The 24,119-nt window shown below is 59.0% G+C and carries 21 protein-coding genes; 12 read left to right on the top strand and 9 right to left on the bottom strand.

The features are described from left to right. A complete protein-coding gene (ttcA, locus tag I6L35_RS16400) occupies nucleotides 1–909 on the top strand; it encodes a tRNA 2-thiocytidine(32) synthetase TtcA (protein WP_139408168.1) in 909 nt (302 codons plus the stop codon). Between the two features lie 104 nt (nucleotides 910–1,013). Here the strand turns inward: ttcA and I6L35_RS16395 are convergent, their stop codons facing one another. Together I6L35_RS16395 and I6L35_RS16390 are read right to left on the bottom strand one after the other, a co-directional pair. Then, nucleotides 1,014–1,700 carry a DUF2987 domain-containing protein gene (locus tag I6L35_RS16395; RefSeq protein ID WP_216978775.1) on the bottom strand — a complete coding sequence of 229 codons (687 nt, stop codon included), beginning with the start codon at nucleotides 1,698–1,700 and terminating at the stop codon, nucleotides 1,014–1,016. Nucleotides 1,701–1,716: 16 nt separating this feature from the next. Next, the gene (locus I6L35_RS16390) at nucleotides 1,717–2,454 is read right to left on the bottom strand and encodes a hypothetical protein (RefSeq protein ID WP_216978774.1); all 738 of its coding nucleotides are present in this window, start codon (nucleotides 2,452–2,454) and stop codon (nucleotides 1,717–1,719) included. A 201-nt stretch (nucleotides 2,455–2,655) separates the two neighbouring features. Between I6L35_RS16390 and potA the strand changes: the two genes are divergently transcribed. The 4 genes from potA (at nucleotide 2,656) to I6L35_RS16370 (ending at nucleotide 6,549) form a co-directional block, all read left to right on the top strand. Beyond that, entirely contained in the window at nucleotides 2,656–3,759 is a 1,104-nt protein-coding gene (potA, locus tag I6L35_RS16385) for a spermidine/putrescine ABC transporter ATP-binding protein PotA (RefSeq protein WP_216978773.1), read from the top strand. Continuing rightward, nucleotides 3,746–4,633, top strand: a complete 888-nt coding sequence (potB, locus tag I6L35_RS16380) for a spermidine/putrescine ABC transporter permease PotB (RefSeq protein WP_042083135.1) — start codon at nucleotides 3,746–3,748, stop codon at nucleotides 4,631–4,633. Before potA ends, potB begins: the two co-directional genes overlap by 14 nt. Then, nucleotides 4,630–5,400, top strand: coding sequence for a spermidine/putrescine ABC transporter permease PotC (potC, locus tag I6L35_RS16375; RefSeq protein WP_005336644.1), 771 nt, complete (start codon nucleotides 4,630–4,632; stop codon nucleotides 5,398–5,400). Before potB ends, potC begins: the two co-directional genes overlap by 4 nt. Nucleotides 5,401–5,481: 81 nt before the next feature. Further along, nucleotides 5,482–6,549, top strand: a complete 1,068-nt coding sequence (locus tag I6L35_RS16370) for an extracellular solute-binding protein (protein WP_216978772.1) — start codon at nucleotides 5,482–5,484, stop codon at nucleotides 6,547–6,549. Nucleotides 6,550–6,942: 393 nt separating this feature from the next. On the opposite strand, the gene I6L35_RS16365 is transcribed toward I6L35_RS16370, so the two are convergent. Continuing rightward, entirely contained in the window at nucleotides 6,943–7,734 is a 792-nt protein-coding gene (locus I6L35_RS16365; protein ID WP_216953561.1) for a hypothetical protein, read from the bottom strand. Between the two features lie 654 nt (nucleotides 7,735–8,388). Here I6L35_RS16365 and I6L35_RS16360 point away from each other — a divergent pair. From I6L35_RS16360 to I6L35_RS16330, 7 genes are all read left to right on the top strand, one after another. Further along, nucleotides 8,389–9,006, top strand: coding sequence for a glutathione S-transferase family protein (locus I6L35_RS16360; protein ID WP_216978771.1), 618 nt, complete (start codon nucleotides 8,389–8,391; stop codon nucleotides 9,004–9,006). 205 nt (nucleotides 9,007–9,211) lie between these two features. Further along, complete coding sequence (rbsD, locus tag I6L35_RS16355) at nucleotides 9,212–9,631, top strand: D-ribose pyranase (protein ID WP_144713133.1); 420 nt, start codon at nucleotides 9,212–9,214, stop codon at nucleotides 9,629–9,631. A 35-nt stretch (nucleotides 9,632–9,666) separates the two neighbouring features. Further along, complete coding sequence (gene rbsA, locus I6L35_RS16350; protein WP_216962780.1) at nucleotides 9,667–11,196, top strand: ribose ABC transporter ATP-binding protein RbsA; 1,530 nt, start codon at nucleotides 9,667–9,669, stop codon at nucleotides 11,194–11,196. Beyond that, complete coding sequence (gene rbsC, locus I6L35_RS16345) at nucleotides 11,193–12,161, top strand: ribose ABC transporter permease (RefSeq protein ID WP_041207818.1); 969 nt, start codon at nucleotides 11,193–11,195, stop codon at nucleotides 12,159–12,161. The genes rbsA and rbsC overlap by 4 nt, the downstream gene beginning before the upstream one ends. 35 nt (nucleotides 12,162–12,196) lie before the next feature. Then, nucleotides 12,197–13,072: a ribose ABC transporter substrate-binding protein RbsB gene (rbsB, locus tag I6L35_RS16340; protein ID WP_216980305.1), complete on the top strand. Its 876-nt coding sequence runs from the start codon at nucleotides 12,197–12,199 to the stop codon at nucleotides 13,070–13,072. A gap of 108 nt (nucleotides 13,073–13,180) precedes the next feature. Continuing rightward, entirely contained in the window at nucleotides 13,181–14,113 is a 933-nt protein-coding gene (rbsK, locus tag I6L35_RS16335; RefSeq protein WP_216978770.1) for a ribokinase, read from the top strand. Continuing rightward, nucleotides 14,113–15,117 carry a substrate-binding domain-containing protein gene (locus tag I6L35_RS16330; protein ID WP_216978769.1) on the top strand — a complete coding sequence of 335 codons (1,005 nt, stop codon included), beginning with the start codon at nucleotides 14,113–14,115 and terminating at the stop codon, nucleotides 15,115–15,117. The genes rbsK and I6L35_RS16330 overlap by 1 nt, the downstream gene beginning before the upstream one ends. Before the next feature lie 87 nt (nucleotides 15,118–15,204). On the opposite strand, the gene I6L35_RS16325 is transcribed toward I6L35_RS16330, so the two are convergent. From I6L35_RS16325 to I6L35_RS16300, 6 genes are all read right to left on the bottom strand, one after another. After that, entirely contained in the window at nucleotides 15,205–16,854 is a 1,650-nt protein-coding gene (locus I6L35_RS16325; RefSeq protein WP_216978768.1) for a diguanylate cyclase, read from the bottom strand. Continuing rightward, on the bottom strand, nucleotides 16,854–17,330 hold the full coding sequence (locus I6L35_RS16320) for a hypothetical protein (protein WP_216978767.1): 477 nt from the start codon (nucleotides 17,328–17,330) through the stop codon (nucleotides 16,854–16,856). Before I6L35_RS16320 ends, I6L35_RS16325 begins: the two co-directional genes overlap by 1 nt. An 89-nt stretch (nucleotides 17,331–17,419) precedes the next feature. Then, on the bottom strand, nucleotides 17,420–18,193 hold the full coding sequence (cobB, locus tag I6L35_RS16315) for a Sir2 family NAD+-dependent deacetylase (protein ID WP_216978766.1): 774 nt from the start codon (nucleotides 18,191–18,193) through the stop codon (nucleotides 17,420–17,422). A gap of 59 nt (nucleotides 18,194–18,252) precedes the next feature. After that, the gene (locus tag I6L35_RS16310) at nucleotides 18,253–18,894 is read right to left on the bottom strand and encodes a GNAT family N-acetyltransferase (protein WP_216978765.1); all 642 of its coding nucleotides are present in this window, start codon (nucleotides 18,892–18,894) and stop codon (nucleotides 18,253–18,255) included. Between the two features lie 3 nt (nucleotides 18,895–18,897). After that, the gene (locus I6L35_RS16305; RefSeq protein WP_216978764.1) at nucleotides 18,898–20,142 is read right to left on the bottom strand and encodes a response regulator; all 1,245 of its coding nucleotides are present in this window, start codon (nucleotides 20,140–20,142) and stop codon (nucleotides 18,898–18,900) included. Further along, nucleotides 20,129–24,118, bottom strand: coding sequence for a transporter substrate-binding domain-containing protein (locus tag I6L35_RS16300; RefSeq protein ID WP_216978763.1), 3,990 nt, complete (start codon nucleotides 24,116–24,118; stop codon nucleotides 20,129–20,131). The genes I6L35_RS16305 and I6L35_RS16300 overlap by 14 nt, the downstream gene beginning before the upstream one ends. Nucleotide 24,119: the final 1 nt, after the last annotated feature.

Raw genomic sequence — 24,119 nt, 5'->3', positions numbered from 1 at the left:
ATGCTAGAAGAGCTGAACGCCAAAGAAAAATACAGTTTTAACAAACTGCAGAAGCGCCTGCGGCGCAACGTGGGTCAGGCCATTGCCGACTTCAACATGATTGAAGAGGGCGACAAGGTCATGGTCTGCCTCTCCGGCGGCAAGGACAGCTTCGGTATGCTCGACATACTGATGAACCTCAAAGCCAGTGCCCCCATCCATTTCGATCTGGTTGCCGTCAACCTGGATCAGAAGCAGCCTGGTTTCCCCGAGCATGTGCTGCCCGAGTATCTGGATTCCCTCGGCATCGAGTACAAGATAGTCGAGGAAGATACCTACTCCATCGTCAAAGAGAAGGTACCGGAAGGCAAAACCACCTGCTCCCTCTGCTCACGGCTGCGTCGCGGCATTCTCTACCGCACCGCCCAGGAGCTGGGTTGCACCAAGATTGCCCTTGGCCACCACCGCGACGACATCCTCGAGACCCTGTTCCTCAACATGTTCTACGGTGGCAAGCTCAAGTCCATGCCGCCCAAACTGGTGAGCGACGATGGCAAGAACGTGGTGATCCGCCCGCTGGCCTACTGCAAAGAGAAGGATCTGATCCGCTACGCAGACGTCAAAGCCTTCCCCATCATTCCGTGCAACCTGTGCGGCTCGCAGGAGAACCTGCAGCGTCAGGCCATCAAACAGATGATGCAGGATTGGGATCGCCGCTTCCCCGGTCGTATCGAGACCATGTTCACCGCCATTCAGGACGTGATCCCGAGCCACCTGCTCGATCACAAGCTATTTGACTTCAAGAGCATCAACCGCGACTCCGGCATCATAGATGGCGGCGACAAGGCGTTTGATCCGCCCGAGATGCCAAAGGCGCCGCTGCTGGATATCGACGAGATGGACATGCTGGATGTGATTGAAGTGCGCTAAGCAGCGCTCACAGGGCAAACGCCACGCAATATAAAAAGGAGCGATCATCGCTCCTTTTTTGCTTTCTTGGTCTGCCTGTTACCAACGTGACAGCACCATCGGTATCAGCCTTTGTGCAGCCAGGGGGTCAGTCGTAGCACGTCACCTTGCAGACGCAGTTGCCCGGCAGCGAACGCGGCCAGTTGCTCATTGCTAAGCAACAGATGGCCTTCCTGCCAGGGCAGCGCTTCCTGACGGGCGCCATCAATCAGATAAGCTGTTCCGCTCTGCTGCACCAGGGTAATGCGTACCCCTTCCATCTTCGGCAGGAAGTGCTTGCCGACCATGCCCGCCATCTTGTCGAGCAGCGACTGCATCTGCTGCTGACGGGCCGCCAGCTCGGCCAAGGGCAGCTCGGGCCCGTTCGGTGCGTCGGCCATAACCTGTACCGTCATATCGCAAGTGGCGTGCTCTTTTTTAAGGCCAACGGTCACGATCCCCTTGTCGAGGTTGAGATCCTCATCAAAAGGCAGGCGCAGTTCGCTATCGACCGTTACCTCGCCCGCCACTTCCTTGCTGTCGGTTGCAACCCGGGCAAAGGTGAGGCCACAGCGCTGACCATTTTGCGGATCGGTCAGATAAAACCCCAGTCTGGCGTGACCAAACTCCCCTTTGGCAAAGGTCTTCATCTGGCTGTAGAAGGTGCTGTATTGCAGATCCAGCACCGACTCAGCCAGCGCCAGCCCTGGCAGCAAGAGCGTGCCCAGCAGACTCTGGCGCACAGCCTTGGTCACTCCATCTCGACGGGTCATTCAACGTCCTTTTGCATCATGCATTGAAATGGTTGGGGCCTTCTGTCACCTCGTTAACCTCTACCCCCACCCCGCAGAGATCCCGATAGAGGATCCCCTTGCAGTTGAAATAGAGCGGTGCCACCCAGATAAGCCCCAACCCCATGGGGATCAGAGCCAGGAAGAAGAGCGCAGTCATCACGCCGTGGAACAGCACAATGCTGGGCCAGCCGCGCGCAAAGAGCTTGAGAGAGACCAGAATGGCCTGGGGCGGCGTCAGACCGCGCTCCAGCACCAACGGGACGGTAAAGAGCAGCCCCATGCCGATCAGGGCCGAGGGGATGAAAGAGAGCACGGCGGGCAAGCCCAGCAGCTCGAATAGCGGGCCAAACAGGCTGGTGAGCAGACTGCCAAGCAGGCTCAACATGCCGAGGCGCACAAAGTGGCGGAAGAAGTCGAACACCTGGTTGGCTCTAGCGCGCACCCCGACCGACTGCTGCAACCCCAGCATATCGAGGGAGCTGGTCATGGGGGCCATTACCACCGTCATCAGCAGACTCAGCACCATGGCCACATTCATCTGGCTGTCATCCCCCAGATAGGGCAACAGCAGCACATTGCTAAGCAGGATCCAGATCGCCGTCACCCCGACAATCGCCAGCAGCAGGCCAAATCCGGTACGGCGGGTCTGTTGCCATCCCTCCTGGATGACCCCTTTCAGATCAAGGCGGTAGCCCTGGTTCAGAGACTGCTCAAGGGAGCCGCCAATACGCATTTTATTACTCAATTGACTATCCAATATCGAAAACGACCAAATCAGGTGGCACATTATAGCGATTTGGTCTGCTATTCGTAGCCGTTTTTCCTGCGCACTTGCGGCTAATTCGGGCCAAAAAGCCTTTAATTTCATGTGTCGGCTGCATAGAATGCGGCCCTCTTTCAACACGATGGCCACTGGCTGGGGTGAGACTGGCGGATGATGAACAATCCACAGGTAATTGTCGCGCTGAACAAGATCAGCAAAAAATACGATGGCAAGGTGATCCTGAGTGACCTTGACCTTGAAATCTATGACGGTGAATTTCTTACCCTGCTGGGCCCCTCCGGCTGTGGCAAGACCACCCTGCTGCGCCTGCTGGCCGGGCTCGAATCGGTCGACGGTGGCACCATCCATCTGGCCGGTGACGAGATCACCTATATCCCCGCCGAACACAGGCACATCAACACCGTGTTCCAGAGCTATGCGCTCTTCCCCCATATGACGGTGTTTGAAAACGTCGCCTTTGGCCTCGAGATGCAGAAAGTACCGGCCAGCGAGATCCGTCAGCGGGTCGAGGAGACCCTCGCCATGGTGCAGCTCACCGAGCTGGCCAACCGCCGCCCGGATCAGCTCTCCGGCGGTCAGCAGCAACGGGTCGCCATCGCCCGCGCCGTGGTCAACAAGCCCCGCCTGCTGCTGCTCGACGAATCCCTCTCGGCGCTCGACTACAAGCTGCGCAAGCAGATGCAGAGCGAGCTTAAGGCGCTGCAACGTCGTCTTGGCATCACCTTTGTCTTCGTCACCCATGATCAGGAAGAGGCGCTCACCATGTCTGATCGCATTCTGGTGATGGAGGGCGGCAAGATCATCCAGCGCGGCACCCCACGCGATATCTACGAGTCGCCAGCCAACCTGTTCGTGGCCCGCTTTATTGGCGAGATCAACGTGATGGATGGCAAGCTGATCAGCCAGCGCGAGCCCGGTATCTGGCAGGCCGAGGTAGAGGGGCGCGAATGCCTGCTCCATACCACCTTGCCATTCCAGCCAGACGACAAGGTAGTGGTGCTGCTGCGCCCGGAAGATCTGCGCATTCTCGATCAGGATGACGATCAGAGCGGTGCGCTGCGGGGCAACATCCGCGAGCGCAACTACAAGGGGGCGACGCTGGATTCGGTGATCGAGCTCGAAAGTGGCAAACAGCTGCTTATCTCCGAGTTCTTCGACGAAGATGACCCCGACTTTGACTACCGTCTCGGTCAGGAGGTGGCGATCCACTGGGTTGACAGCTGGGAGGTGGTGCTGCCCTATGAGCCTCACTAATCTGCGGGTACCGCACAGCTTTGCCCACAACGGCTTTCGCAACGGGGCCATCGCGCTGATCCTCGGCTGGCTGACGCTGTTTGTCTTCCTGCCCAACCTGATGATCATCGGCGTCAGCTTCCTGACCCGTGACGAGTCCGAGCTTATCGCACCGCTCTTTACCCTGAGCAACTATGGCCGCTTGCTGGACCCCCTCTATTTCGAGGTGCTGCTCCACTCCCTCTGGCTGGCGCTGCTCGCCACCGCCATCTGCCTGCTGGTGGGTTACCCCTTTGCCTGGCTGCTGGCCCATCTGCCAGCGCGTATCCGCCCGCTGCTGCTGTTTCTGGTGGTGGTGCCGTTCTGGACCAACTCCCTCATTCGTACCTATGCGCTCAAGGTGCTGCTCGGCACCCGGGGGCTGATCAATGGCTGGCTGCTGGATCTGGGGCTTATCGAGCGGCCGCTGCAGATGATGTATACCGAGGTGGCCGTCATCATCGGGCTGGTCTATGTGCTGCTCCCCTTTATGGTGCTGCCGCTCTACTCCAGCATCGAGAAGCTGGATGGCCGTTTACTGGAGGCGGCACGGGATCTTGGAGCCAACGGCTGGCAGCGACTGGTGCGGATCATTTTGCCCCTCACCCTGCCCGGCATCATCGCCGGTTGTCTGCTGGTGTTCCTGCCCGCCATGGGGATGTTCTATGTCTCCGATCTGCTGGGGGGCGCCAAGCACCTGCTGATCGGCAACCTGATCAAGACCCAGTTCCTCAACAGCCGTGACTGGCCCTTTGGCGCGGCCATCAGCGTGATGCTGACGGTGCTGATGGCGCTGTTGGTCTACTGCTACTGGCGGGCGGGCAAGCTGCTCAGCAAGAAGGGGGAGCTGGCATGATGCGCGCACTGAAAGCTCTGTTCTTGCTGCTGGTGTTTGGCTATCTCTATGTGCCCATCGGGGTGTTGATCGCCAACTCCTTCAACCTGTCGAAATATGGCATCGACTGGCGCGGCTTTACCCTGGGGTGGTATGAGAAGCTGTTTGCCAGCGCCAGCCTGATGCAGGCGGCCCAGCACTCCCTGACCATTGCCGCCCTCACCGCCACCGCCGCCACCCTGATCGGCACCCTCACCGCCGTGGCACTGTTTCGCTATCGCTTTCGCGGCAAGCAGTACGTGAGCGGCATGCTGTTTGTGGTGATGATGTCCCCCGATATCGTGATGGCCATTTCGCTGCTGACCCTGTTTGTAGTGACCGGCATTGCGCTGGGCTTCTGGTCGCTACTGATTGCCCACATCACCTTCTGCCTGCCGTTTGTGGTGATCACCGTCTACTCGCGGCTGTGCGGTTTTGATGTGCGGATGCTGGAGGCGGCACGGGATCTGGGGGCTGGCGAGTGGATCATCCTGCGCCGCATCATACTGCCGCTGGCCCTGCCGGCGGTGATGGCGGGCTGGCTGCTCTCCTTTACCCTGTCGCTGGACGACGTGGTGGTGAGCTCCTTTGTGACCGGCCCGGCCTACGAGATCCTGCCGCTCAAGATCTACTCCATGGTCAAGGTGGGGGTCTCCCCCGAGGTCAACGCCCTGGCCACCCTGATGCTGGTCGCCTCCCTCGGGATGGTGCTGCTGGCGCAACTGTTACTGCGTAAACGGCAGGGTTGACCCTGCCCGTTTCGTCCCCGCCATCTTTGGCGAACTCTGTCACGGTGGGCCGCAAGGCCCCATAACCCCAAGGAGTTGTTGATGACAATCCAACACAAGGCCGGCGCCCTGCTGGCAGCCGCCCTCACCCTCACCACCCCGCTGCTGAGCCAGAGCGCTCACGCGGCCGATGACAAGGTGGTCTACTTCTACAACTGGTCGGAATATGTGCCGGACGGCCTGCTGGAGCAGTTCCAGCAAGAAACCGGCATCAAGGTGATCTACTCCACCTACGAATCCAACGAGACCCTCTACGCCAAACTGAAAACCCATGGCGACGGCTATGACGTGGTGGTGCCCAGCACCTACTTCATCTCGAAAATGGCCAAAGAGGGAATGCTGCAGCCGCTGGATCGCGCCCAGCTGCCCAACTTCAAGCACCTCGACCCTACCCTGCTCAACCACGAGTACGACCCGGACAACAGCTACTCCATCCCCTATATCTGGGGCGCAACCGGGATCGGCACCAACACCGATATCATCGAGCAGCCGGTTACCAGCTGGAAGCAGCTCTGGGCACCGGAGTGGAAAGAGAGCCTGCTGCTGATGGACGATGCCCGCGAGGTGTTCCATATCGCGCTGGTGCAGCTGGGCTACAGCCCCAACACCCAGGACAAGGCGCAAATTGCCGAAGCGTTCGAATACCTGAAAAAACTGATGCCCAACGTCAAGGCGTTCAACTCCGACAACCCGGCCGACCCCTTTATCGCCGGTGAGGTCAATATTGGTATGCTGTGGAACGGCTCGGCCTACGGCGCCCAGCGCGAATACCCCTCCATCCAGATGACCTACCCCGAAGAAGGCGCCGTGCTCTGGATGGACAACCTCGCCATCCCGGCCAAGGCCAAGCATGTGAAGGAAGCCCACGCCCTGATCAACTTCCTGATGCGCCCCGATGTGGCCGCCAAGGTGGCCGAGGCGATTGGCTACCCCACCCCGGTCAAGGATGCCATTCCCCTGCTCACCCCGGCGTTTCGCAACAACCCCATGGTCTTCCCGAGCGACGAGATCAAGCGCAAGGGCGAGTTCCAGTCTGATGTGGGTGATGCCTCCCGCCTCTACGAGCAGTACTTCCTGCAGCTGAAAGCCATGGTGGCCAAAGCCGGTTAAGTCGGCGGTTAATCGACCCTCTGACGGGCTTAATGGATAAAGGGGGCAATATTTGCCCCCTTCTCTTTTTAACCACCAGCGCAATTTTTAAGCACAACAGTCATAGACACTGAGAGGCACAGGCGCGCATCGATTAACAGCAAAATATATAGATAGTCATCTTTAAGCCAGACAGACCACAATTTTTGTAAGTGCTCCACTGCAGCCGGCTTCAGAGCAAATTTGTAGGGAAATATGAGGGGGGCGATGTATTTCTCCATTTAGAAGGGAGGAACTCATAGCGACCCCACTGTGGAGATATAGGCAAAACGGATGTGTTTATGGGGAATAACTGTGCAATTTTATCGAAACAGCTAACGTCCGATTACGATTCGCTAATCTAACTAACAGTCTTTATACCCCCTTTTCATAGGACAAATTATTATTTAGTGGATCGCCATATGCACTCTCTAAAACAGTATTTTGTTCAGTGCTTGACATTTTGTCCTCCATAACGAATTTAAAATTAACTATCGATGGTAGCGGTTTATTATGAACTTTATAGTTACGTCTATATGTGTTTACTTCTCTTTGATTCAGTCGCTTACAAACAACACCACCTTTTAATTTGTTAAGACCAACATCTGGTCGGCATGAAATATTTACACTCCCCAGTTTTAACTCACTCCAATTGCTGTATGCTGAAGATAAAAAATACCCTTGACGATTATGTTGATCTGAAGGGTTAGCTTTCAAATTAGCCTCCAACTCGGAACCTGCCTTCACTATAAAATAGCCAACAGAATCTAACACCCAATTACATCGGTCAGGCAATAAATAGTCTTTTGACACTTTTACACTGAATCTGTTTGATTGATATTTCTTAATGGGGTTATCTATTTGCCATCCCCTGAGTCTAGTATTTGCAGGTATAACACCGAACGCATAAAAAGTTTTGCTGCAAGTAGAGTCAGTTTTATTAGATGCAATGAAAGTACTATGAACAGCTAATTGATAGCCCTTATCAAAAGGAAACTCGCCCTGAATAGTAAACAATTCTGTTGGGGTGGGATTAATCTCTGGCTCAATATAGGGCTCTTTAAGCCACCAGTACCACCCTCCGCCTATCACGGCCAAAGCTACAAAACCCGATATCAGTTTGGTTTTATTTTTGATATTGCTTGAGTTTCCCTTTTCATCATCCATTGATCACCTCTTTATTTTCCTTAACCTACTTCCTACCTTTCCTTAAGACTCTCAATTTCGCTGAGTTTCACTCCCCTTCTCTTAGTAAACAACATGGCTACTGCATATATATTTCCAACTACCTACATGCTGTTTTATAACCGGATTAAAGCATGATAAAACATTACAGCCACCATGAAAGCCGTGGAAAGTTTGTAGAAGAACATGGTATCAAACACAAACGATTGCAGTCATCAAAAAGTTATCTAAAAAGGCCGTTTTCTGTTTGATGATCTAAATGAAGATCAGTCTTGTTAGATAGGATTCATTGTAACGACCCAAAAATTAGAATATCTGATGACGATCATATCGTGCAAGAACGGGAGAACAACCAAGGACGCTATTGTGCCCCAGTCCTTTCAGTACCAACCGCCCATCCTCAGGTATCAACTATCCCATCAAGTTCAACACCATCTGATTTGCGCCCTTAGCCGAGGAATTTATGAAATGGGCAAACAAACCGATTAATTCTGCGCTTTTTCATCACCTCTAAGGGGTGTAGATTGGTTGAGGGGGCAAACGTTGCCCCCTCTCTTTTTTCATGACCCCTCGAGGTATCACGAAAACACATTTTTCGCCGATATCGCGGGTGGCCTGAGCCAATCAGGAGTATTCATGTCCGATCTGACCCTCTATTTCGCTCCCGGCACCTGTGCCATGGCCGTGCAGATTGCCCTGCTGGAAGCGAATGCCACGTTCCAACCCCGTCTCGTCAACCTCGCCGCAGGGGAGCAGCGTGACCCCGCCTATCTTGCCATCAACCCCAAAGGGCGAGTCCCTGCCCTTGTCACCGAGCAGGGCACCCTGACCGAGACCCCGGCCCTGCTGCTCTATGTGGCGCAGCGCTTCCCCGATGCCAAGCTGGCGCCGCTGGACAACCCGTTCCTGCTGGCCCGCATGCAGGAGGTCAACAGCTTCCTCGCCTCCACCGTGCATGTCTCCCATGCCCATGGTCGCCGTGGCAGCCGCTGGGCCGATGACGAACAGGCCATTGTCGCCATGCAGCAGAAAGTCGCCAGCAATATGCGCGATGGCTTTGCCCAAATTGAACAGCACTATCTCGCCGGCCCCTGGGTACTCGGCGAGCAGTTCAGCGTGGCGGACATCTATCTGTTCGTGGTCGCGGGCTGGCTGAAAAGCGATGGGGTCGAGATCAGTGAATTCCCCAAAGTGGCCGATCATTATCGCCGAATGCTGACCCGTCCGGCGGTCAACAAAGCCCTCGACAACTAAGTAAAAAATCAATAGAAAGGGTGCCGAGGCTCTGCTGGCACCCTTCTTTCTCTTTCCTCCCCCGCCTTTGAGATCGTTTTCACATTTCCGTGGTTTTGCCATGGCTCTTCCATCCTAAAAAGCCTATCTTTGCGCCATAACGCAACCGGTTGCGTAACCGGTTGCCTGAAAAAACTGCGATGGCAAAAGCCTGATGAGGTGCTGTATGAAACGAGGCGTACTGCTCAATGCTCCCCTGAGTGCTCTGGTAGCACAGATGGGTCACACCGACGAGATCACCGTCTGCGATGCGGGGCTGCCCATTCCGGCAGGGCCGGAGCGGATCGATCTGGCGTTGATGGCGGGCACCCCCAGCCTCGAAACCGTGCTGACCGCCCTGCTCACCGATCTGGTGGTGGAGAAGGTGATCATGGCGACCGAGATCAAGCAGATCAGCCCCGCCGCCCATCAGGCGCTGGTCGATCAGCTCGAGGCCCACGCAGCCGCCCAGGGCAAACCCATCGCCATCGAATACTGCCTGCACGAGGAGTTCAAAACCCGCTCCCGCCAGAGCAAGGCAATCGTGCGCAGCGGCGAGGTGACTCCCTACGCCAACCTGATCCTCTGCGCCGGTGTGGCGTTCTGAATCCTTCAAAGAAGGCCTCTTCAAGGAAGCTGCAAATGAGCACAACCTCCCCCCTCTCACCCATTCTGGAGCTGACCGGGATCGTCAAGACCTTCCCCGGTGTGCGCGCCCTCGACGAAGCGGGTCTGCGGGTCTATCCGGGCCAGGTGATGGCCCTGCTCGGTGAAAATGGCGCCGGTAAATCCACCCTGATGAAGGTGCTGACCGGCATCTATCAGGCCGATGCTGGCAGCGTCAGCTATCGCGGTCAACCGGTTCACTTCAAGGGGCCGCGCGACTCTCAGGATCAGGGGATCAGCATCATCCATCAGGAGCTGAACCTGCTGCCGGAGTTGTCTATTGCCGCCAACATCTTCCTCGGTCGCGAGCCCCGTACCCGTTTTGGCAGCATCGACCACAAACAGCTGCGTGAACGGGCGAGCGGCCTGCTGGCGCGACTTGGCGTCAAACACGGGCCGGATACCCGACTCGGGGATCTCTCCATCGGCGAACAGCAGATGGTGGAGATTGCCAAGGCGCTGTCGTTCGATGCCAGCGTCATCATCATGGACGAGCCGACCGATGCGCTGACCGATACCGAGACCGAGCAGCTGTTCAAGGTTATCCGCGAGCTGCGTGAACAGGGTTGCGGCATCGTCTATATCTCCCACCGCCTCAAGGAGATCTTCGAGATCTGCGATCGGGTCACCGTGCTGCGCGATGGCAAGTGGATCGGCGAGAAGGCGGTGAGCGATCTGGATGAGGACAAGATCATCGAGATGATGGTGGGTCGACGTCTGGAAGAGCAGTATCCGCGTCTTGAGCGCGAGCTCGGCCCCGTCAGCCTGCAGGTGAAGGACCTAGCCGGTCCCGGCGTGCGCGGGGTGAGCTTCTCCCTGCGTCAGGGGGAAATTCTGGGTTTTAGCGGCCTGATGGGCTCCGGTCGTACCGAGCTGATGAAGCTCATCTACGGTGCCAGCCCTGTCAGCAGCGGTGAAATCACGGTCGATGGCCACGCGCTGGTGCCAACCAGTCCGGCCGATGGGCTGGCCGCTGGCATCGCCTATATCTCCGAAGATCGCAAAGGTGATGGGCTGGTGCTGGAGCTGTCGGTGCGCGAAAACATGAGTCTCTGCGCCCTCGACGAGTTCATCAGCAACGGCAAGATCGACGGCAAGGCCGAACGGCAGGCGGTGAGCGACTATGTACGCCTCTTCAACATCAAGACCCCGAGTCAGGATCAGCTGATAAAGCTGCTCTCCGGCGGCAACCAGCAGAAGGTGGCCATCGCCAAGGGACTGCTGACAAGGCCCAAGGTGCTGATCCTCGACGAGCCGACCCGCGGCGTCGACGTGGGGGCGAAGAAGGAAATTTATCAGCTGATCAACCAGTTCAAGAAGGAGGGGATGAGCATCATTCTGGTCTCCTCCGAGATGCCGGAAGTGCTCGGCATGAGCGATCGCATCATGGTGATGCACGAAGGGCGCATCAGCGCAGAGTTCAACACCCGCGATGCCAATCAGGAGAAGCTGATGGCGGCGGCAGTCGGTAAACAGTGGCAAGCAGAGCAAGAGGCAGCACAATGACAACCCAAACCCTTCCCCGCCGCGGCATCATGAACAAGGCCTGGTGGATCGAGAACAAATCCCTGGTCGCACTGCTGGTGCTGATTGGTGTCGTCTCCGCGCTCAATCCCAACTTCTTCAGCGTCGACAACCTGCTCAACATCCTGCGCCAGACCTCGGTCAACGCCATCATGGCGGTCGGCATGACGCTGGTTATCCTCACCGCCGGTATCGATCTGTCGGTCGGCTCTGTGCTGGCCCTGTGCGGCGCGCTGGCGGCCACTATGGTGGCGATGGAGCTGCCCATCTGGCTGGTGGTGCCCCTCACTCTGGGTGCCGGCGCCCTGCTTGGCGGCGTCAGCGGCCTCATCATTGCCAAGGGCAAGGTGCAAGCCTTTATCGCCACCCTGGTCACCATGACCGCCCTGCGCGGCATCACCATGGTCTATACCGAGGGTCGCCCCATCTCCACCGGTTTCAGTGATGGCGCCGACCACTTCGCCTGGCTCGGTACCGGCTATCTGCTCGGTCTGCCGGTGCCCATCTGGCTGATGGCCATCGTCTTTCTGCTCGCCTGGTTCATGCTCAACCACACTCGCCTCGGTCGCTACATCTATGCCCTCGGCGGCAACGAATCGGCCACCCGTCTCTCCGGCATCAATGTGGATCGGGTGAAGCTGGCGGTGTATGGTCTGTGCGGCGCGCTCTCGGCGCTGGCAGGTCTTATCGTCACCTCCCGCCTCTCCTCTGCCCAGCCGACCGCCGGCATGGGTTACGAGCTGGATGCCATCGCCGCCGTAGTGCTGGGTGGTACCAGCCTGATGGGCGGCAAGGGCCGCATCATGGGCACCCTGATTGGTGCGCTGATCATCGGCTTCCTGAACAACGCCCTCAACCTGCTCGATGTCAGCTCCTATTACCAGATGATCGCCAAGGCCAGCGTGATCTTGCTTGCCGTGATGGTCGACAACAAAAGCACCCGATAACAACGTAAAACACGCCACACACAAGGAATGAAATGATGAAAAAGCTCAATACCCTGCTCGCTGCCGCCATCATGTCTGTGCTGGGCACTGCCCAGGCTGCCGACCATACCCTGGCGATGGTGGTCTCCACCCTCAACAACCCCTTCTTCGTCACCATGAAGGAGGGTGCCGAAGCCAAGGCCAAGGAGCTTGGCTACGAGCTGGTGGTGCTGGACTCCCAGAATGACCCGGCCAAAGAGCTCTCCAACATGGAAGATCTCACCGTGCGCAAGGTCAACGCCATCCTGATCAACCCGACAGACTCCGAAGCGGTGGGCAACGCCATCCGTCTGGCCAACCGCGCCAACATCCCGGTACTGACTCTGGACCGCGGCGCCGCTCAGGGCGAGGTCAAGGCTCACATTGCCTCTGACAACGTGGCGGGCGGCAAGCTGGCCGGTGACTTCATCACCGAAAAACTGGGTACCGGTGCCAAAGTGATCCAGCTGGAAGGGATTGCCGGTACCTCCGCCGCCCGTGACCGTGGCGAAGGTTTTGCCCTGGCCGTGGCAGCCAACAAGCTGCAGGTGCTGGCTTCCCAGCCAGCCGACTTTGACCGCACCAAGGGTCTGAACGTCATGGAAAACCTGCTGGCCGCTCACCCGAGCGTGCAGGCGGTGTTCGCCCAGAACGACGAAATGGCGCTGGGTGCCATCCGTGCGGTGCAGGCAGCCGGTAAAGAGGTGATGATCGTCGGCTTCGACGGCACTGACGATGGCAAAGCCGCGGTGGCCAAGGGTAAACTGGCCGCCACCGTGGCCCAGCAACCGGCTCTGATTGGTGCCATCGGCGTCGAGACTGCCGACAAGGTGCTGAAAGGTCAGCCGGTCGAGAAATCCATTCCGGTACCGCTGCAAGTGGTCAGCAAGTAAGTGCTCGAGGGGAGGTTCGCCTCCCTTTTTCCCTCTCGTTCAGGTGCCTCCCGGCTTGGGCTCACTCCATCACAGTGTTCAAGCCAAGATGCATCAGGAGTAGTCAACATGAATCGTCTCGTCGTTCTGGGCAGTGTCAATGCAGACCATGTGCTGCGCGTTCCCCACTTTCCTCGCCCGGGTGAAACCCTGACCGGCCACAGCTATCAGGTAGTCCCGGGTGGCAAGGGGGCCAATCAGGCAGTCGCTGCCGCCCGCCTTGGCGCCCTCGTCTCCTTTATCGCCCGCATCGGTGATGACGCCATCGGCCACCAGATGAAAGCCGGCTTTGCCAAAGACGGCATCGACGTCAGCGCCGTCGAGCTCGATCCCAAGCTCCCGACCGGTATCGCCATCATCTATGTGAGCGATGAGGGGGAGAACAGTATCGGTATCTCCGCCGAAGCCAACGGGGCCATCACTCCGGCTGTGGTGAAAAACCACGAAGCGATGATCGCCGGCGCCCACACCCTGCTGTTGCAACTGGAAGTGCCGCTGGAAAGCGTTCATGAAGCTGCACGCCTGGCCCGCACCCACGGCACCCGAGTGGTGCTCAACCCCGCCCCTGCCCGTCCGCTCTCAAGCGAACTGCTGGCACTGGTCGACCTTATCACCCCCAACCAGACCGAAGCCGAGCTGTTGACCGGCGTCAAAGTCACCGACGAAAAGAGCGCCCGCGAGGCGGCAGCCCGCTTCCACCAGATGGGCATTGCGGATGTGATGATCACCCTGGGCTCCCAGGGGGTCTATTGCAGCAACGCACAGCAGCAACAGCTGATCCCGGGCTTTCGGGTCAAGGCAGTGGATACCACAGCCGCGGGCGATACCTTCAACGGCGCCCTGCTGGCAGCGGAACTGGCCGGTGCCGATTTCCACAGCGCGGTGCGCTTTGCCCACGGGGCGGCGGCGCTCTCCGTCACTCGGTTCGGCGCCCAGAGCTCCATCCCGAGCAAGCAGGAGGTAGACACCTTCCTGCTTGAGCAGACTGCACAGGGGCACTGATGGCCAATATCAAGGAGGTGGCGGCGAGGGCCCAGGTCTCCACCACCACCGTCTCCCACGTCATCAACGAGACCCGTTTCGTGGCCGAGGAGACCCGCGAGCGGGTCTTCGCCGCCATGCGTGAGCTCAACTATGCCCCGAGTCTGGTGGCCCGCAGCCTCAAGGTGAAGGAGACCAACAGTATCGGCATGCTGGTCACCACCTCGAGCAACCCCTTCTTTGCCGAAGTGGTGCGCGGGGTGGAGCGTTACTGCTTCGAGCAGGGCTACAACCTGATGCTGGGCAACACCGAGGGGCAGGCGGAAACAGCCCTCTCCTACCTCAAGATGATGCTGCGCAAGCGGGTCGATGGCCTGCTCATCATGTGCAGCGAGGGCCAACAGGAGGTGTTCAACCAGCTCGACTGGCTCAAGAGCCTGCCGGTGGTGGTGATGGATTGGGGGCTGGTCAGCGAAGATGTGGATCTTATCGCCGACAACTCCTTCCACGGCGGTTATCTGGCGACCCGCCATCTGATTGAGCTGGGCCATACCGCCATCGGTTGCATCACCGGCCCCCACAGCCGCGCCCCCGCCAACCAGCGGCAGGCTGGCTTTGAGCAGGCGCTGCAGGAGGCAGGACTCACTGTCAATCCCGACTGGATCCAGGAGGGAGATTTTGACTGCGCCAGCGGCCATGAGGCGATGACCCGTCTGCTGGCATTGCCCGAGCGCCCCACCGCCCTCTTTGTCTGCAACGACATGATGGCGATGGGGGCCATCAGTGCCGCCCATCAGGCGGGGCTGGTGATCCCGCGGGATATCTCCATCGTTGGCTATGACAATGTGGCGCTGGCCGAATTTATGTCGCCGCCGCTCACCACCGTCAACCAGCCCAAAGAGGAGCTGGGACGCCTCGCCGTCACCCGCTTGTTGGCGCGGATCAACGGTGAAGCGGTGGAGAACCACCTGATCACCGTCGACCCTGACCTGGTGATCAGACAATCTTGCGCGCCCTGCCCCTAACGTTCAGGGGCAATAAACGAAACAAGGCGACCCCGAGGTCGCCTTGTTTCATTCTGTCTCTTGCCGGTGCAATACCGCTTTTTGCCCTCAGGCCAGCGACCGGGTCTCCCTGGCTGCCAGCACTTGCAGTGGCACCAGTCCCAATCGTCTGGCCAGAGGCTGCAACAACTCGCCATCATCATCACCCTGCGGCAACCAGTAGCGAACAGGCCAGCCGGCTGCCAGCTGCGCCGAGGTGGTGCTGCCAATCTCTCTGAGCGCCAGAGTGCAACCCTGCTGCCGCAATCCCGCCAGCAAGACACCATCCGGCTGCAGCGTTGGTATCAGCAACACCAGCGGCGTGTGGGAAGACCCCGGCAGATAGGCCAGTAGATGGATCAGCTGGGCCTGGTTGTCGAGCGGGACCAGCAGTGCCCGGCCATCGGCATACTGCGCCTCGTGCGCTTGCAGCACACGGGCCAACACGGGCCCCAGCACACCGCACTCCTGCAGCCAGCGCATGTGGCAGGGCGCCCCCTGCTCACCCCACTCAAGCGCCAATTGCCACATCTCGTTACCCTGTCCGTCCGTCAGCGCCTGCAATGCCACTCGCAGCGGTGCAGGCTCGCGCCCTGCCAGCCACTCTCGCAGTTGATGAAGCTGCTGCTGACTCAACTGCAACTGCTGCAGCATGGCGGGCTCAAACCAGCTGATCGCCCCCTCCTGGCTACGCTTGGCCTGGTTGAGGGCCAGGATGGCCTGATCCAGCAACCGGGCGGCATCCTGTTGCTGCGCCTTGGCGACCCCGAGTCGACAGGCCAGATCGAAGCTGCACTCCCGGGTCACGAACTCGAAATGGAGCAGATCCACCAGCTCATGAATGGCGGTTTCCAGCGCATCATCCGCCTTGGTCAGCACCACGGCAAATTCATCTCCGCCGAGCCGGTAAGCGTGGCTGCCATGGACCTGCAGCAGCTTGTTGGCCACCATCTGCAACAGCCGATCACCGACCTGATAACCCAGCAGATCATTGACCTGCTTGAAGCGCTTGAGATCGAGCACCACCAGGGCGCTCACATCATCGGCATGAAGAGCGCGAGAGAGCTGCTCCTGCAGGGCACGGCGGTTGCCAAGCTGGGTCAGGGGATCGAGCAGGGCAAGCCGACGGTTCGCCAGATTAGCGCGAATGAGGGCTGCGACCAGAGCGCCACCGGTCAGCAACAGGATCAGTTGCCAGATCTGCAGCCAGAACAGGCTGTTGCGGATCTGGCTGACCGAATGCTCCCGCTCCTGACCGGAGAGGATCTGATCCCCAATCTGTTCGATGAGACGGGTCTGGCTGGCGATCGCCTCCTGCAAGCGGGCAAGCTCAGCCCCCTCGCGCAGCGCACCGGCCTCCATCTGGGGTTCGAGCTGCTTGATCTGCTCGAACAGGGTGGCCAGCACTTTGCCGAGCCCGTGCCGCTGGCGCATCTCGGCGGTTTCACTGCTGATGAGGAAGATATCGAGCCGGTTCCACAGCAGATCGTAATCAAGGCTCAGGGTCTCCATCGACAGTCTGCCAGCCCGGTAGAGCTGCAGATCGTAGAGGAAACGCTGGGATTCGAGCATCACCTGGCTGATGTTCCAGTGGACATTGCGGTAGAAGGTATCGACCAGCTGCTCTTGCCGATACTGCAGATAGAGGCTGCTGCCCGACGAGAGCAGAAACAGCAGCGACACCGCAACCAACAGCAGATTTTGGCGGGATAGCCCCATCAATCGACGATCTCGATGCGGGTCACCTGCCACACCATGCAGTTGTGAATGGCAGGCACGTCCAGCTTGGGATAGGTGGTGAACGGGATGAGCAGCCAGAGCGGCCCCTTGTTGCGCCGGGTCAGCGGTTTGCCGTCCTCCTGACGCACCAGGGTCAGCGGCACGCCGTCGAACAGGGCCAGATCCACCACCTGCTGATAGCCGTTGAGGGCCGAAACGGCGATCTTGCGAGCATCCGGGATCCCTTGCGCCGCCAGCACGGTTGACAGGGTCGGCCCGCGATAGTGGTGGGTGCCCTGGGTCCAGGGAGTAGTGGTGGTGAATTCGGTCTGTGGCAAGGCGGAGAGGGCCGCCTCATCGAGGGTCACCTGCTGGCCATCTGGCAGTACCAGGGTCATCAGGGGGATGGAGGCCGATGCGCTGGCACTGGCCAGCATCAGGAGAAAAAAAGCGATCCATTGCTTTACTGCGTTCATGGTAATTTGCGCCAACTGCGTCCCATTTTTTGTGGCTGCCAGTGTGGCGATTTCACCGAACCATTGCAACTGTCCCGTCACACACTAGCTCAGGGACCGCGCATCTCCATCCAGTTGTGCCCCTCGACTTGCCTCGGTTGATGGATGCCGCACGCCTCCAGCAACTCATCGACATAGGCGGGTACCAGCAGGGAGGCCGGCCCATAGCGCTTCTCGTCAAACTGGCTACCCACCTCGCTCGGCTCGAGATTGAGCTCTATGGTGTGGGCCCCGTTCAATCCCGCTTCGTGCACGAAACCGGCGGCCGGATAGACGGCACCCGAGGTGCCGATGGAGATGAACAGATCGCACTGGGCCAGCGCACTATAGATGCGATCCAACCCGAGCGGCATCTCGCCAAACCAGACCACGTGGGGGCGCATCGGCTGGGGGAACTGGCAGCAGGAGCAGAGCTCGTCCTGATGGAGATCCCCGCGCCACTCGATCACCTGACCGGACTCCGGGCAGCGAGCCTTGAGCAGCTCGCCGTGCATATGGATAAGGTTCTTGCTGCCAGCACTCTCGTGCAGATTGTCGATGTTCTGGGTCACCAGGGTGACCGTGCCGGGCAAAAGCCGCTCGAGACGAGCCAACGCATAGTGGGCCGGATTGGGGTGAACCTGGGGCTGTTGCAGCTGTTTGCGGCGGGAGTTGTAAAAGCGCAGCACCAGATCGGGATCACGAGCATAACCCTCGGGGGTCGCCACGTCCTCGACCTTGTGCTCTTCCCACAAACCGTCGCAGGCACGAAAAGTCTTGATGCCGGATTCGGCAGAGATCCCCGCTCCGGTCAGGATCACGATATGTTTGTATGACTGCGCCATAAGCTGCTCCGTCTATCCCCGCATAATAGTGTGACCTTAGCACAGGGAAAAAAGCGCCACTATTCGCCCTTGGTCTTAAAAGCTTGGCGTGGCTGTGCGGGCAACCACTCATCCAGCACGGTCAGATCGAGCCTGACAAAAACCATCTCCCGCCCGGTTACCAGGGTCAGCGGCAGACCAAGGCGCTTGAGCAAAGTGAGCATGGGACGATTCTGGGCCAGCACCTCCGCGGTCCACTCACAGATCCCCTCAGCTCGGGCCAGCAGTGCCAGCGCCAGCAGAATGCGCCGTCCCGCTCCCTTGTGCTGGAAATGATCTGCCACGATGCAGGAAAATTCGGCACGCTCCGGATGGAGTCGACGCCGGATGGACTGAGCCTGAGCCAGCGGCTCACCGGCAAGATCGGTCAGCAACAGCGAGATCTGGTGTTCGGGATGGTAATTGAGAAACTGGGCCACCTGCTCCGGCGGTGGCCTCCGTTTGGGGCGCATAAAACGCAAGTAGATGCTCTCCTCACTGAGCGCATCATAGGCGGCCAGCATACGGTCAGGATCCACCCCCTGCAGCTCTCGTAGCAGACAAGGTTGGTCGGCGACCTGCATCGTCAGTGGCAGTACCGACCGCGAAGCCGGATGGGGCCAGCCTGCCAGCCCCTTGCAGAGACGCTCCCGATGGATGGGCCAGCAGAGATAACGGGGCACGGGTTACCAGCGCCCCGCAATACCCTGCTCCCGCCACACCTCGGCGTCGAGCAGATTGTAAGGATCATCGAGATAGACGGCGATCCCCAGCTCTCTGACTCGGGCCATAAAGCGTCCCAGCAGGGAGTCCATGGCCAATGACTCTATTTCGGGTAAAAGCGCCTGCCCCAGCAGCAAAGCGCTCAACGGCAAACGCTCCAGCAGATCGAATGGCAAATGCTGGCTGTTATCGAGCAGCAACGCCAGCTTGCTCCCCGCCAGACTCGCTTGCAGTACCAGCGCAAACCGCTCTCCATTGCTCAACAGGTGATCCCGACGATGGATCAATAATGTCAGCTCTGTGGGGCTACGTGACTGATCCGTCAACCACTCTTTAAGTGCCTCCCAGCGGCCGGGTAAACCCGTTACCGCCAGCCAGACCGGATGAGGAGTCGCGGGGCTGGAGAGCAGCCCAAGCTGACCCTGCACTTCCCCCTGCCAACGACGAATTGTTCGACGTTGGCCACTCAGCCGACGCTGACGCAGAGGCCCCAGATAGAGTCCGCGCAGCAACCTGAGCAACTCGTTGCCATCGAGTGGCTTGGCCAGTGCAGCCAGCACATTGAAACCGGCATCGTGCAGCAGACGGCGGGCACCGTCGATCAATGTCTGCTCGTGCGCCGACAAGAGAATGATCGGCAACCCGCTGCGCTGAATTTGCGGCTGGCTCATCAGCAGGCTGATGGCATCCTGCTCCACCAGACTGAGATCACACACCAGCAGACTGATGTCGCCAGCCTCCAACGCAGCAAGACAGGCAGTTTCATCCTGCACCCACTGGCAGGAGAGCCCCAGTTCGGCGATAGCCTGCTGTAACTGCATCCCCTGAAACGGGTGATCTTCTAGCAGCAGTACCCGCTTGGCCGCCAGCCAGTTGTTCCAGTCACGGTAACTGGCGGCAAGTCCTCCCAGCCAATCTTCACCAATGGCATAAATTCCCTGATGATGCTGCAACTCGGGGAAATAGTCCGCCTGCTGGTGAGCGGCAGGATCGTAAAGGGCAATGGCTCCTGCCGCAAACAACCCTTCCCACTGCCAGCAGGCGTCCGGTTGGGTGCGCTGCAAAGTGACATAGGAGGGGAGTGTCGTGCTCTTTGCCAGCTCATGGGAGGCCCGATCAAGCGCATAGAGCAAGACAGGGCAAAAATCTGCCGCCTCGTGCTCTTCCGAGTCGAGCAACGCCAGCAGTTCTTCATCAGTAATGATCATCTTGGGTCCTTTTCGAGAAATGCTGGCTGAACTCATCCAACGCCCGGTTCAAACTGCTCTGGAGAGCTGGATGGGGGGCTTGTTGCCACTCGTCAATCACCGTCACCAGCGCCGTGGCTCCTACCATTCTGGCGGCCCCCTTCAGCTTGTGTAAAGCAGCATTCACGCCAACTTCATCTTCTTCTGTGCAGCAGCGTTCAAGTTCGGCCAAATCATCACGGGTAGCCTTCAGATAAAGGGCAGCCAGTTCATCGGTCAGCAACGAGGCAACCGGCGTCGGGGCGACAGCATTGCTCCCCTCTTTGCCAATATGGCGCAGCAAGGTCGCCAGCACCTTGAGGGCGACCGGCTTGTCCAGATGACCATCGCAACCGCAGGATTGCAGCTCCCTTGCCGCTTGCTCACTGAGATCTGCGGTGATCACATAGACCGGAAGACGGGCCCAACGCGCGGATTTACGCAATTGCCTGCACAGTTCGGCCCCGTTCATCACCGGCATCTGCAGGTCTGTCAACACAAGATCCACCTGGTGCTTCACCAGCATCTCCAGCGCCAGCTGCCCATTGGCGGCACTGACTACGCTTGCACCCAGTTGCCCCAGTTGCATACAGATCAGCTCCCGGTTGACATCGTGATCCTCAACAAGCAGTACCCGCATACCAAGCCCAGGCTGCATCTCACCCACAGGTTGCTCTGATGTCATCCGTGGCTGGAACAGGCTGATCATGGTGCCCGGCACCCAGGACTCCCCCTGCCATGACCAGTGATACAGACTATCCTCGTCTCTCTCGGCCTGCAGCAGATCAACCGCACGACTGGCAACATGAATACCGAGCCTGGACAACCAGGGCGTGACCCCCAAAACCTCATCGTGAGGCAGTGAGAGGGATAACTGGCGTACTCTTGGCTGCCAATCGATATCTTGCTGAACCTGTTGCAACGGCAACTCGCAGAAGAAGCGGCTACCACCGCCCGGGCGTCCCTCGACATCGATCAACCCGCCCATCTGCTCGAGCAGCTGCTTGCAGATCGCCAGACCAAGGCCGGTGCCCGGCGCCCGCAACTGCCCTTCAACAGCAAACTGTTCGAATGGCATAAAGAGAGTAGGACGCATCTTGGCGGTGATCCCCGGCCCTTCATCATCGACCCCGAAGCGCAAGGTCGATGCGACTACCTCGACCCACAGCACCACTTCCCCACGCAGGCTGAACTTGATGGCATTGGAGAGCAGATTGTGGAGCACTTGCCGTACCCGATGGGGATCGAGAGTCAGCAAGGCTGGCAAGGCAGGGTCAAGCCGCAATCGTAATTGCAGCCGTTTGGATCTGGCCTTACTCCAGTGCACCGCCGCCACGTGCTCGCACAGCTCGGCGAAATCGGTGGGCTGGGGCGAGAGGGAGAGTTTGCTGTTTTCGTTGCGACTAAAGTCGAGTACATCGTTGAGCAGGCCGAGCAGCTCATCCCCCGCCTGACGCACCCGCGCCAGCGCCGAATCCTGTTCTCTCGACAAAGGGGTGCTGGCCAGCCACTCAAGCAAGCCGAGCATGGCGTTCATCGGTGTACGGATCTCGTGGCTAATCGCCGCCAGGAAACGGCCCTTGGCCTGCACCGCCTGCTGCGCCTGTTCATGGGAGTGCTGCAATGCTTGATCCTGCTCGACCCGGGCAGTGGCATCCTGCATCACCGCATAAATTCGCCAACCATGCGGTTGACTGCGGCCACGGCCATAGAGCTGCAACCAGCGCAGACCCTTGGTCGGATGGTGATAGCGCAGGGTGAATGCGAAGGGTTTGCCAGCCTGCAACATGGCGAACATCTCACGGCTTACCCGGCGGCGATCCTCGCGCTCAAGCATAATGAGCACCCGTTTGGGCTCACGGCGGATCTGCTGGCTCGCCAGCCCCAGCAGCTCGTAACAGCCTCGGCTGATAAACTCGATGGCCCCTACCCGTCCCCGCTCGAACATAAACTGCAGCACCACGCCGGGGACTGTATTGGTCAGGGCACGCAGGCGGCGCTCTGCCTGACGTAGAAAACGGGCCTGCTCACGCAGCACACTGATATCCGACAGGGCGATGAGATCGGTGGCAGGTGCTTGCTTGTCCAGCCGCAGCGGATGCTGGGCATAGGCGAAGACCTGCTCCCCCAGCACCAGCTCCCCTTCGCTCTTTTGCGGCTGAACCGGCGGCAGCATCAACTGCTGAGAGTAGCGCAGGGCCAGACGTCGCCCCTGTTTATTGGATTTGATCACCTTGCCCTGGCTGTTGCGCAGATAGACGGGCACCGGCAACGCCTGAAACATGGTTTCCCGCAGCTCGCTCTCGATGGCCAGCGCCTTCTCGGCGGCGTGACGCTGGGCCACTTCCCTTGCCAGTTGCTGGCGAGAACGCCAGATCCCGCCGATGACAATACCGCTGATCAGCAGTGCCATGGCGATGGAGCCAAACCAGGCGGCGTAGCTCACACCGGGTTGCTGCACGACGAGCAAGCGGCGCCAGCGCTGGTTAAGTTCGTCAATCTGGGTGCTGGTAAGGGCCATCAGGTTGCGATCCATCACCCCGGCCAGTTCGGTCTGACTCTTGTTGATGGCAAAGCCAAGACTGAAGCGATCTTCCAGCTCCTCAATATCGAGCCCTTCCAGCAAGTTGGTACGCTGGGGATATTGCAGCTGATATAGCTCGCTCAGCATGGCGTCAGCCTTGCCATGTTTGATCGCTGCCAGCCCCTGTTCGATGCCGTCGGTGCGAACCCACTCCTGATCACCGAGCAGGGCGAGCAAGGAGGGATCGTAGAGGGATTCCGGCACCAGAATACGCTGCCGCTTGAGTTGGGTAATGCGATCAGCAGCCAGCTTGCGCTTGCTGATAAAGGCAAACCGGTTGGTGGAGATCGTCCGGCTGAAAATGAACTGATCCGTCAATGCCGGGGATTCCGGCAAACCGGCCATCATATCCGCCTCACCACGACGCAGCTTTTCTACGGCCTCCGCCTTGCTGGCGGCAGGCACCAGCTTGTATTTCAGGCCGGTCTCCTGGGTGACCCAGCGCAACACATCCGCGCTCCACCCTTTCGGCTCCCCCAGATCATTGACGCCGCTATAGGGCATCAACTCGGGATTGACCACCAGGCGAATGGTGCGACCGCGGCCGGATAACCAGGCCTGCTCGGTATCGCTGAAGTGGGGTTGGTTGACGTAGAGCGACCCCTGATCGAGATAACGGGCCAGATCGGTATAGATAGTACCGGCGGGCATATGACGGATCAGGGTGTCCACCAGATTGGCCAACTCAGGCTGATCACGCATCATCAAGCGATAGCTGATGATCCGATCCTCACCAAACAGGCGGCGCAGGCGCAAACCATCGGCAGGAAACTCGCGCATCAGATAGCGCAGTTGCAGATAGTCCCCCAGATAGGCATCCCCCTTGCCACTCTGCAGCGCGTCGTAGACCTTCTCTCCGCTTTTTAGGGAAATAATGCGTGCCTGGGGATAGAGCTCGTGCAGCAGGCGGGCAGAGTCTGCCAGCGAGTAGACCAGAAAGCGGGCCTGTTTGAGATTTTCACCCTTGTAGAGGATGGCGGCATCGGTTTCCATCATCGGACGACTTAACCGCATACCCTCCACGGCCTTCTTGCGGGTTCCGACATAGGGAATGATGTCGCATTCCCCCTCTGCGAGCCCGTTGCGCAATGTCTGCCAATCGGGCAACTCTTTGAGCACGAGGGGAACCGGGAACAGCTCCTGCAACCGGGCGAGACGATCCTTGAGCAGTCCCCCCTCGGCCATCAGGTATGGTGGAGGAAGCGTCGCAGGATAGCAGAGCGAAAGCTGACTCAGTGAATTTACATAAGCCTGGGTCGCCGGCGCCAACGGCAGCACTGTGGTCTGCAAAGGCTTGGCGTGCAATGGCAGTGCCAGTACGGCCCCCAGAAGAAAAACGGGGAATTTGGTCATCTGAAAACAAAAGCCAGGCATC

The sequence above is a fragment of the Aeromonas sp. FDAARGOS 1405 genome, assembly GCF_019048265.1.
Classification (GTDB): domain Bacteria; phylum Pseudomonadota; class Gammaproteobacteria; order Enterobacterales; family Aeromonadaceae; genus Aeromonas; species Aeromonas veronii_A.
The sequence above is the reverse complement of the archived record's forward strand: the minus strand, read 5'-3'. Positions and strand labels throughout refer to the sequence as shown.

Coding starts and splice junctions, on each gene's coding strand:
- ttcA (WP_139408168.1), top strand. CDS start 1: ATGCTAGAAGAGCTGAACGCCAAAGAAAAATACAGTTTTAACAAACTG.
- I6L35_RS16395 (WP_216978775.1), bottom strand. CDS start 1,700: ATGACCCGTCGAGATGGAGTGACCAAGGCTGTGCGCCAGAGTCTGCTG.
- I6L35_RS16390 (WP_216978774.1), bottom strand. CDS start 2,454: ATGCGTATTGGCGGCTCCCTTGAGCAGTCTCTGAACCAGGGCTACCGC.
- potA (WP_216978773.1), top strand. CDS start 2,656: ATGATGAACAATCCACAGGTAATTGTCGCGCTGAACAAGATCAGCAAA.
- potB (WP_042083135.1), top strand. CDS start 3,746: ATGAGCCTCACTAATCTGCGGGTACCGCACAGCTTTGCCCACAACGGC.
- potC (WP_005336644.1), top strand. CDS start 4,630: ATGATGCGCGCACTGAAAGCTCTGTTCTTGCTGCTGGTGTTTGGCTAT.
- I6L35_RS16370 (WP_216978772.1), top strand. CDS start 5,482: ATGACAATCCAACACAAGGCCGGCGCCCTGCTGGCAGCCGCCCTCACC.
- I6L35_RS16365 (WP_216953561.1), bottom strand. CDS start 7,734: ATGGATGATGAAAAGGGAAACTCAAGCAATATCAAAAATAAAACCAAA.
- I6L35_RS16360 (WP_216978771.1), top strand. CDS start 8,389: ATGTCCGATCTGACCCTCTATTTCGCTCCCGGCACCTGTGCCATGGCC.
- rbsD (WP_144713133.1), top strand. CDS start 9,212: ATGAAACGAGGCGTACTGCTCAATGCTCCCCTGAGTGCTCTGGTAGCA.
- rbsA (WP_216962780.1), top strand. CDS start 9,667: ATGAGCACAACCTCCCCCCTCTCACCCATTCTGGAGCTGACCGGGATC.
- rbsC (WP_041207818.1), top strand. CDS start 11,193: ATGACAACCCAAACCCTTCCCCGCCGCGGCATCATGAACAAGGCCTGG.
- rbsB (WP_216980305.1), top strand. CDS start 12,197: ATGAAAAAGCTCAATACCCTGCTCGCTGCCGCCATCATGTCTGTGCTG.
- rbsK (WP_216978770.1), top strand. CDS start 13,181: ATGAATCGTCTCGTCGTTCTGGGCAGTGTCAATGCAGACCATGTGCTG.
- I6L35_RS16330 (WP_216978769.1), top strand. CDS start 14,113: ATGGCCAATATCAAGGAGGTGGCGGCGAGGGCCCAGGTCTCCACCACC.
- I6L35_RS16325 (WP_216978768.1), bottom strand. CDS start 16,854: ATGGGGCTATCCCGCCAAAATCTGCTGTTGGTTGCGGTGTCGCTGCTG.
- I6L35_RS16320 (WP_216978767.1), bottom strand. CDS start 17,330: ATGAACGCAGTAAAGCAATGGATCGCTTTTTTTCTCCTGATGCTGGCC.
- cobB (WP_216978766.1), bottom strand. CDS start 18,193: ATGGCGCAGTCATACAAACATATCGTGATCCTGACCGGAGCGGGGATC.
- I6L35_RS16305 (WP_216978764.1), bottom strand. CDS start 20,142: ATGATCATTACTGATGAAGAACTGCTGGCGTTGCTCGACTCGGAAGAG.
- I6L35_RS16300 (WP_216978763.1), bottom strand. CDS start 24,118: ATGCCTGGCTTTTGTTTTCAGATGACCAAATTCCCCGTTTTTCTTCTG.